Source organism: Verrucomicrobiia bacterium, from assembly GCA_035946615.1.
Taxonomy (GTDB): domain Bacteria; phylum Verrucomicrobiota; class Verrucomicrobiia; order Limisphaerales; family UBA8199; genus DASYZB01.
The window spans coordinates 84,431-91,093 of record DASYZB010000046.1 but is presented as its reverse complement, the minus strand read 5'-3'; the positions used below and the strand labels follow the sequence as shown (position 1 = coordinate 91,093).

6 protein-coding genes are annotated in these 6,663 nt (G+C 58.2%); 1 reads left to right on the top strand and 5 read right to left on the bottom strand.

What is annotated here, in order from left to right:
* Positions 1–72 precede the first annotated feature (72 nt).
* The 4 genes from lon to VG146_07340 are packed head-to-tail and all read right to left on the bottom strand — an operon-like array spanning position 73 to position 4,437.
* Positions 73–2,469, bottom strand: a complete 2,397-nt coding sequence (gene lon / locus VG146_07355) for an endopeptidase La (GenBank protein HEV2392166.1) — start codon at positions 2,467–2,469, stop codon at positions 73–75.
* Between the two features lie 44 nt (positions 2,470–2,513).
* On the bottom strand, positions 2,514–2,939 hold the full coding sequence (locus VG146_07350) for an Hsp20/alpha crystallin family protein (GenBank protein HEV2392165.1): 426 nt from the start codon (positions 2,937–2,939) through the stop codon (positions 2,514–2,516).
* 47 nt (positions 2,940–2,986) lie between these two features.
* Entirely contained in the window at positions 2,987–3,274 is a 288-nt protein-coding gene (locus VG146_07345; GenBank protein ID HEV2392164.1) for a hypothetical protein, read from the bottom strand.
* The gene (locus tag VG146_07340) at positions 3,250–4,437 is read right to left on the bottom strand and encodes a Gfo/Idh/MocA family oxidoreductase (protein ID HEV2392163.1); all 1,188 of its coding nucleotides are present in this window, start codon (positions 4,435–4,437) and stop codon (positions 3,250–3,252) included. The genes VG146_07345 and VG146_07340 overlap by 25 nt, the downstream gene beginning before the upstream one ends.
* Before the next feature lie 113 nt (positions 4,438–4,550).
* Here VG146_07340 and lpxD point away from each other — a divergent pair, with 113 nt between their 5' ends.
* Positions 4,551–5,588, top strand: a complete 1,038-nt coding sequence (gene lpxD, locus VG146_07335; protein HEV2392162.1) for a UDP-3-O-(3-hydroxymyristoyl)glucosamine N-acyltransferase — start codon at positions 4,551–4,553, stop codon at positions 5,586–5,588.
* Positions 5,589–5,592: 4 nt separating this feature from the next.
* Here the strand turns inward: lpxD and VG146_07330 are convergent, their stop codons facing one another.
* On the bottom strand, positions 5,593–6,579 hold the full coding sequence (locus tag VG146_07330) for an immunoglobulin domain-containing protein (protein HEV2392161.1): 987 nt from the start codon (positions 6,577–6,579) through the stop codon (positions 5,593–5,595).
* Positions 6,580–6,663 lie beyond the last annotated feature (84 nt).

Sequence of the window (6,663 nt, the reverse complement as noted above, 5' to 3'; positions counted from 1 at the left end):
ACCATTCGAACTTTAACTACATCTCGTCGGTCTGAGGCTCTGCCTCGCTAGTCAATCCCTCATCCTTCATCTTTATCTTGTGTGCAGCGCAATGGGCAGCAACTCGGAGATGTGCTTGATAAAATGCACCTTCAGCTTTGTCCGAACCTCAGCGGGCACTTCAGACCAGTCGGAACTGTTCTGGTCGGGAAGGATCACTTGCTTGATACCAAACCGGGCTGCGGCGAGCACTTTCTCTTTGATGCCGCCGACACGCATGACGCGCCCGCGCAGGCTGATCTCGCCGGTCATCGCGACATCGGAGCGCACGCGGCGGCGGGTCAGCAGGGAGGCCAGAGCAGCGACCAGGGCGACGCCGGCGCTGGGGCCATCCTTCGGGGTAGCGCCGGCGGGCACGTGGATGTGAATGTCAAACCTGGCATAATCGCTGAGGTCGATACCGAGGGCTTTGGACTGGCTGCGTAAATAGCTGACGGCTGTCTGGGCGCTTTCTTTCATTACTTCCCCCAGCGAACCGGTCAGCAGCAACCCCCCCTTGCCCGGCATCCGGGTTGCCTCAATAAAGAGGATTTCCCCGCCCACGGGGGTCCAACCCAACCCGGTGGCGATGCCATATTCTTTGATGGTTTCCGCCGTCTCATTGACGAACCGGGCGGCGCCCAGGAGTTCCTTGAGTGAATCGGGCTTAAGCACCAGCGGGCGCGGGAAGTGGCCGTTGCTGACAATCCTGCGTGTGGCCTTGCGGGTCAGGGCGGCAATTTCCCTTTCGAGCTGGCGGACTCCTGCCTCGCGTGTGTAATCGTGGATGAGCCGGCGCAAAGTGTTCTCCGGGATACGCACCTCCTGCTTGGCCAGACCATGCTCCTCCATTTGGCGGGGCACGAGGTAGCGCTTGGCGATTTCGAGCTTCTCCGATTCGGTGTAGCTAGGCAGCTCGATGACTTCGAGCCGGTCGCGCAAGGCCGGGTGAATCGGCTCGAGCCAGTTGGCTGTCGTGATAAACAGCACCCGCGAGAGGTCGAATGGCAAATCGAGGTAATGGTCCGTAAAGGTATTGTTCTGGGCCGGGTCCAGCACTTCCAGCAATGCCGAGGCGGGGTCGCCCCGGAAATCGGCCCCCACTTTATCCAACTCATCCAAAAGAATCACCGGGTTGCGGCTCTCGACGCGGCGCAAGGTTTGGATGATGCGCCCGGGCAGAGCGCCGACGTAAGTGCGCCGGTGCCCTCTGATTTCGGCCTCATCACGCATGCCGCCCAGGGAAATGCGGGCGAATTTGCGCCCTAGCGCGTCGGCCACGCTCCGGCCCAGGGATGTCTTGCCAACTCCCGGCGGGCCAACCAGGCAGAGGATGGGGCCTTTGATTTGTTTGCGGCGCTTGATGACCGCTAAGAACTCCAGCAACCTGTCTTTGACCTTCGTCAGCCCAAAATGCTGTTCGTTCAGGATGCGTTCGGCCTCGGCCAGATCGATCTTATCCTCGGTCTCCTTCATCCAGGGCAAGCTCAGAATCCAATCCAGGTAATGGCGTGTGACGGCGTATTCGGCGGCCGCCGGGGGCATCTGTTGAAGCCGGTCCAATTCCTGGGTGGCAACCTGCATGGCCTCGGGCGGAAGGGCGGTTTGCTCAATCTTCTCCCGAAGCATCCGAATCTCGCTCGCATTGGGGTCGGATTCTCCGAGTTCGCGCTGGATAGCGCGCATCTGTTCTCGGAGGAAAAAGTCCCGTTGTGTTTTGGAAATGGCAGTGGCGACCTCAGTCTGTATTTTCGAGCTGAGGGTCAAGACCTCGTGCTCGCGATTGAGCATGGGCAGCAGGCGGGTGAGCCGCTCCCTTACCGAGGCGGTTTCGAGGAGTTGCTGGCGTTCTTCCAAACCCAGGTTGAGATTGACTGCGACCAGGTCGGCAAAATGGCCGGGGTCTTCCGTGTTAAGGGCGGCGATCTTGATCTGTTCGGAAAGCGCAGGAGAGAGCTTGATGATTTCCTGGAACTGGCTTTGGGCGTTGCGCATCATCGCGGTCAACTCGACCGAGTTCTCGATGAGGTCCTTGATGAGCTCGAACTTCGCGCTCAGGTAAGGGTCGGTCGTGGGATAGGTCTTGATATGAATGCGCCAGAGGCCCTCGACCAGCACCCGAACGGTGTTGTCGGGAAACTTAAGCATCTTGAGCACGCGAGCGGCGCAGCCCACTTCGTGCATCTCGTGCGGCAAAGGGTTTTCGGCTTCGGCATTGCGCTGCAGAACCACACCCAGGAGCCGGTCGCCGGCGACCACATCATCGATGAGTTTGGTGCTCTGGGGCGTCTCAACCAGCAGTGGCGCCACCATCCCAGGAAAAATGACAATGTCCGACAGCCCAAGAATAGGGAGGGCATCGGGCAATGAGCTGGAAGAAACCCGGGCTGGGGCTTCAGGACTGCCGGCGGCCCCCAGGATGCTAATAAACTCTGTGTCGGGCGAGGTCATATCGCGACATTCTGCAAGTTAGATGCCCGACGCCCGGAAAAAGTTCAGATGATAGAAGAATTCCCCTCGGCAATTGGCACCTTGGTCATTTTAGCTGGCCGCATGGTCATTGGCACATCAATCCGCAGGAACCCATTGAGGTAGGCGGCTTTGGCCTGGGACAGGTCGTAGCCCGCAGGCACCTCGAGAACACTCTCGAACGGGCCGTAGTTGATTTCCATGACAAGAAAACTGCATTTAGCCGCACGGCACCCATCCGGGCGATTCCCACTGATACGCAGGCGGTTGCCCTCGACGGTGATTTCCAGATGCTCGCTGCGCATCCCCGCCAATTCGACTTTGACGACCAAGCCGTTGTCGGTGACATAGACATCGGTATTGGGCACCCAATGCGCCCGAGCCGCCCCTTCACGCACACTGCCCGCAGAGCGGGTAACGAAATGCACCGATGAACTTTTGCACATGGCCATTCAGCGAAAAGTAACGTTATCTCAGCTCTTGCATGGTCGCAAGCGCCTCAACCCATTTTGACCAGCACCTCGGGGCGTTGGCCTTTGCGGGCACGAAACACAATCGATTGCTGGGCGGCAGCCGGCCCGCCGGCAGAGCATCCACAATGGGTGTCTTTTTGGAAGTTAAACCGCCGCCGCCGAAACTTGCTCGCGAGCAGCAACCCCGCTGCGAGCGCGACAATCGTTAAGGACACCAACTGCTGCCAATCCATGCAGCCAACATAACCCCAAAATCGTCCGTTGCAACAGATGATTTGACCGCTGCCCATCAGGCAGCAGGCATCGACGTCCACGCCCCTTTCATTTTGCTGCTCTTGACTGCTGTTTCGATGAAGGCAATTCCCTTCCAGCCGTCCATCACGTTGGCGTACTTCGAGCCGTCGCTTTGGAAGGGTTCGCCCGCTTTCCATTTGCGCACGTCGGCTTCGAAGCAGCGATGCAGCCGGGCATAGGCATCGTGGAAGGCCTCCGGATGCCCCGAGGGAATGGTCGGCTCAGCCAACAAGTCTGCAGGCACATCCTTGGGCAGGAATCCATCGCCTGCAGTGACCCCGCCGCGCCAATAGACACGGTCGGGTTGATTGGACAGATGGATGGTGATGGATTCCGGCTCTTCCTGGCGCCAGCGCAAAGTCCCTTTCGTCCCCGCTACTTCGATGCTCAGGTCGTTCTTATGGCCGATGGAGATTTGCGACGCGCGGACCAAGGCCTTGCCGCCATTGCTCAGCTTGCAATAAACCGTGAAGTGATCATCCAGCGGACGCCCTTCCACGAAAGTTTCCAGTTGAGCTGAGAGTTCTTCGACTTCCAAGCCGGTGACGTAACGGAGCTGCATTAACGCATGGGTCCCGATATCCCCGCCGCATCCCGAACCTCCGGCCAGCTTCGGGTTGGTGCGCCAGGCCGCTTGCATTTGACCGGTGGCTTCGAGTTTGGTCGCCAGCCAGCCTTGCAGATAGCACGAGTCCACCCAGCGCACTTCGCCCAGGAGCCCCGCCCTGACGATGTAACGGGAAAAACGCGTGGTCCAGTGCCCCAAATAGGTGTGCGCCACGCCAAAGGGCGCCTTATATTTCGCGACGGCTTTGACGAGTTCGTTGGCTTCTTTGAGATTCAAGCAAAGCGGCTTTTCACAAAAAACGGCTATGCCTGCCTTGAGGGCTTTCATGGCGGGATCGAAGTGCACGTGGTTGGGGGTCACGATGACAATGTAATCCAACTTCTCATTCTCCGGCAGGCTGGCGTTGCCGGAGATCATCTCGTCATAAGAACCGTACCCTTTGAGCGGGTAAGGCCAATGAGCCGCTTCTTCGAGGGCTATTTTAGGGTCTGGAAACAAAGCCGCGGCAGTCACCCGCCGGGTGCCGTCAAAATGAATCGCCTTCTGATGGGGCTGAACAATAAAGGCTCCCTTGCCGCCGCCGACCAGACCGACATTGAGTGGTTTCTTGGACATAATTGATTCTCCTGGGTTTATTTGGTGCTTCGGTGATTCAAGGATTGAATTAGGTTCCGCCGCCTTTATAGTGACGGCGATTAACCAAGTCAACCGGTGACTTGCTGTCCATTATGACTGCCGCTGAAATTGCAAAACTCCTCGGAGGCGAGGTCATCGGAAATGGTTCTCTCGACATGACAGGCTTCGCTCCAGCCGACCGGGCGCAACCTGGGGACTTGACGTTTGCGGAAAACGAGAACTATTTCGCCCGCGCCGAACAGAGCGCGGCCTCGGCTGTCATTGTCGATGGTTCGTTCACTTCGAGTCGCGGCAAGACGCTGATTCGCGTCCCCAACGCACGGATAGCGTTTGCCAAGGTGCTTCCGTTGTTCTTCCCCGAACCAGTGTTTCAGCCTGGCTTGCATCCGACCGCCCTCATCGCCACGGGGGCCCAGGTGGACCCAACCGCCCATGTCGGCCCCTATTGCGTGGTTGGCAACAAGGTTCGCATTGGGCCGCGCACGGTCCTTCAGGGGGGCAACCACATCGCCCCGGGCTGCATCCTTGGCGAGGAGGTCAACCTGTTTCCCAACGTCGTTCTTTATCCCAACACCGAGATTGGCAATCGCGTCCGCGTCCATTCCGGCACCGTCATCGGCTCCGACGGTTTCGGTTATGTGCAGGACGGAGGGGTGCATCGCAAGGTGCCGCAGATCGGGAGTGTGCTCATACGGGATGACGTGGAGATTGGGGCCAATGTGACCATCGATCGCGGAGCGCTTGGTCCAACGATTATAGGGCGGGGCACTAAGATCGATAACCTGGTGCAAATCGCCCACAATGTGACCGTTGGAGAGCACTGCCTGGTCGTCTCGCAGGCCGGCATCGCCGGCAGCACACGGCTGGGTAATTATGTTATCCTGGCCGGCCAGGCCGGCCTTGCGGGCCACCTCAAGATCGGCAATCGGGCTTCCGTCGGCGCCCAATCGGGTGTCATGAGCAACATCCCCGACGGGGAGAAATGGCTCTGGACCCCCGCTCAACCGGATCGCCAGGCCAAACGCCAGATGATAGCCTTGCAGCAATTGCCTGACCTGCTCCGCCGCTTTAACGAGTTGGAAAAAAAGCTCGAGGCGCCAACCCAACAACCTCCTGCAAACCCAAGCTAGGAGTTTACTGAGCCGTCACCCGGTAATATCGCTGGCTATAGTTTGTGGCGGCAGGGTCCGTAAAAGCAACGCTCCCGGTTGTGGCGACATTCGTCTCTATGGGAATCCACGACTGGAAGTCACTCGAAGCCAGGACGACGTAAGTGTATCCCGCTGGAACCGAGGCCTGAAAAGCAAAGCCTGTGGGACTCATTCCGGTGCCATGGGCAACGGATAGACTAATGGTTGGCAGCGCCACGGTCAGGCTCGCCACCACGCTTGTAACCGACCCGGCGCTGTTGGTGACCAGTACCGTATAGCCTCCTGCCTGCGCAGTCTGAGCATTGGTTAGTCCCAGCGCTGACGTGGTCGCCCCCGACATCGGCGTACCGTTAAAATTCCACTGATAGCCAAGGGGCGCCGTGCCGCTTGCTTTCACAGAAAATGAAGCACTTTGACCCTGTACGATCGACTGACTCTGGGGTTGTGTTGAGATTCCCGGCGGCACAAGCACTGTCAAGGTCGCCACTACGCTCGTAATCGATCCCAGCATATTGGTCAAAACAACCACGTAACCCCCGGCTTGATTGGGCCCGACGCTTAGGAGGGTGAGCGTCGCATTTGTGCCGGTGGCACCAATTGATTTGTTCTTAAAAAACCATTGATAGCTGAGCGGTCCCGTACCACTCGCAATCACAGAGAATGAAGCATTTTGTCCTTTGATGGTCGTCTGGTTTTGCGGTTGCGTAATGATTCCTGGGGGAGCAACGACGTTCAGCGTGGCGTTGTTGCTCACCACCGAACCGCCTGCATTGCTTACCTGTACGTAGTAGTTTCCAGCGCTGGTCCCCAGGACTGTAAGAATCGTGTAACTGCTCGCTGTGGCCCCAGGGATTGCAGTGCCGTCCTTAAACCACTGGTAAGTCATTGTCGTTCCACTCGAGGCAGTCACCGAAAAGGTAACAATGCCCAATAATAGGACAGTCTGGCTTACAGGTTGGACAGTAATCACGGGGGGCGGTCCGCCAGCCATGCAAAGTTTCGGCCAAAGAAGCCCAATGAAAATGAGCCACCTGGCTGTTTTTTGCAGCAAGCG

Excerpts from the sequence above, each read along its gene's own strand:
- lon (HEV2392166.1), bottom strand. The coding sequence starts at position 2,469 with ATGACCTCGCCCGACACAGAGTTTATTAGCATCCTGGGGGCCGCCGGC.
- VG146_07350 (HEV2392165.1), bottom strand. The coding sequence starts at position 2,939 with ATGGCCATGTGCAAAAGTTCATCGGTGCATTTCGTTACCCGCTCTGCG.
- VG146_07340 (HEV2392163.1), bottom strand. The coding sequence starts at position 4,437 with ATGTCCAAGAAACCACTCAATGTCGGTCTGGTCGGCGGCGGCAAGGGA.
- lpxD (HEV2392162.1), top strand. The coding sequence starts at position 4,551 with ATGACTGCCGCTGAAATTGCAAAACTCCTCGGAGGCGAGGTCATCGGA.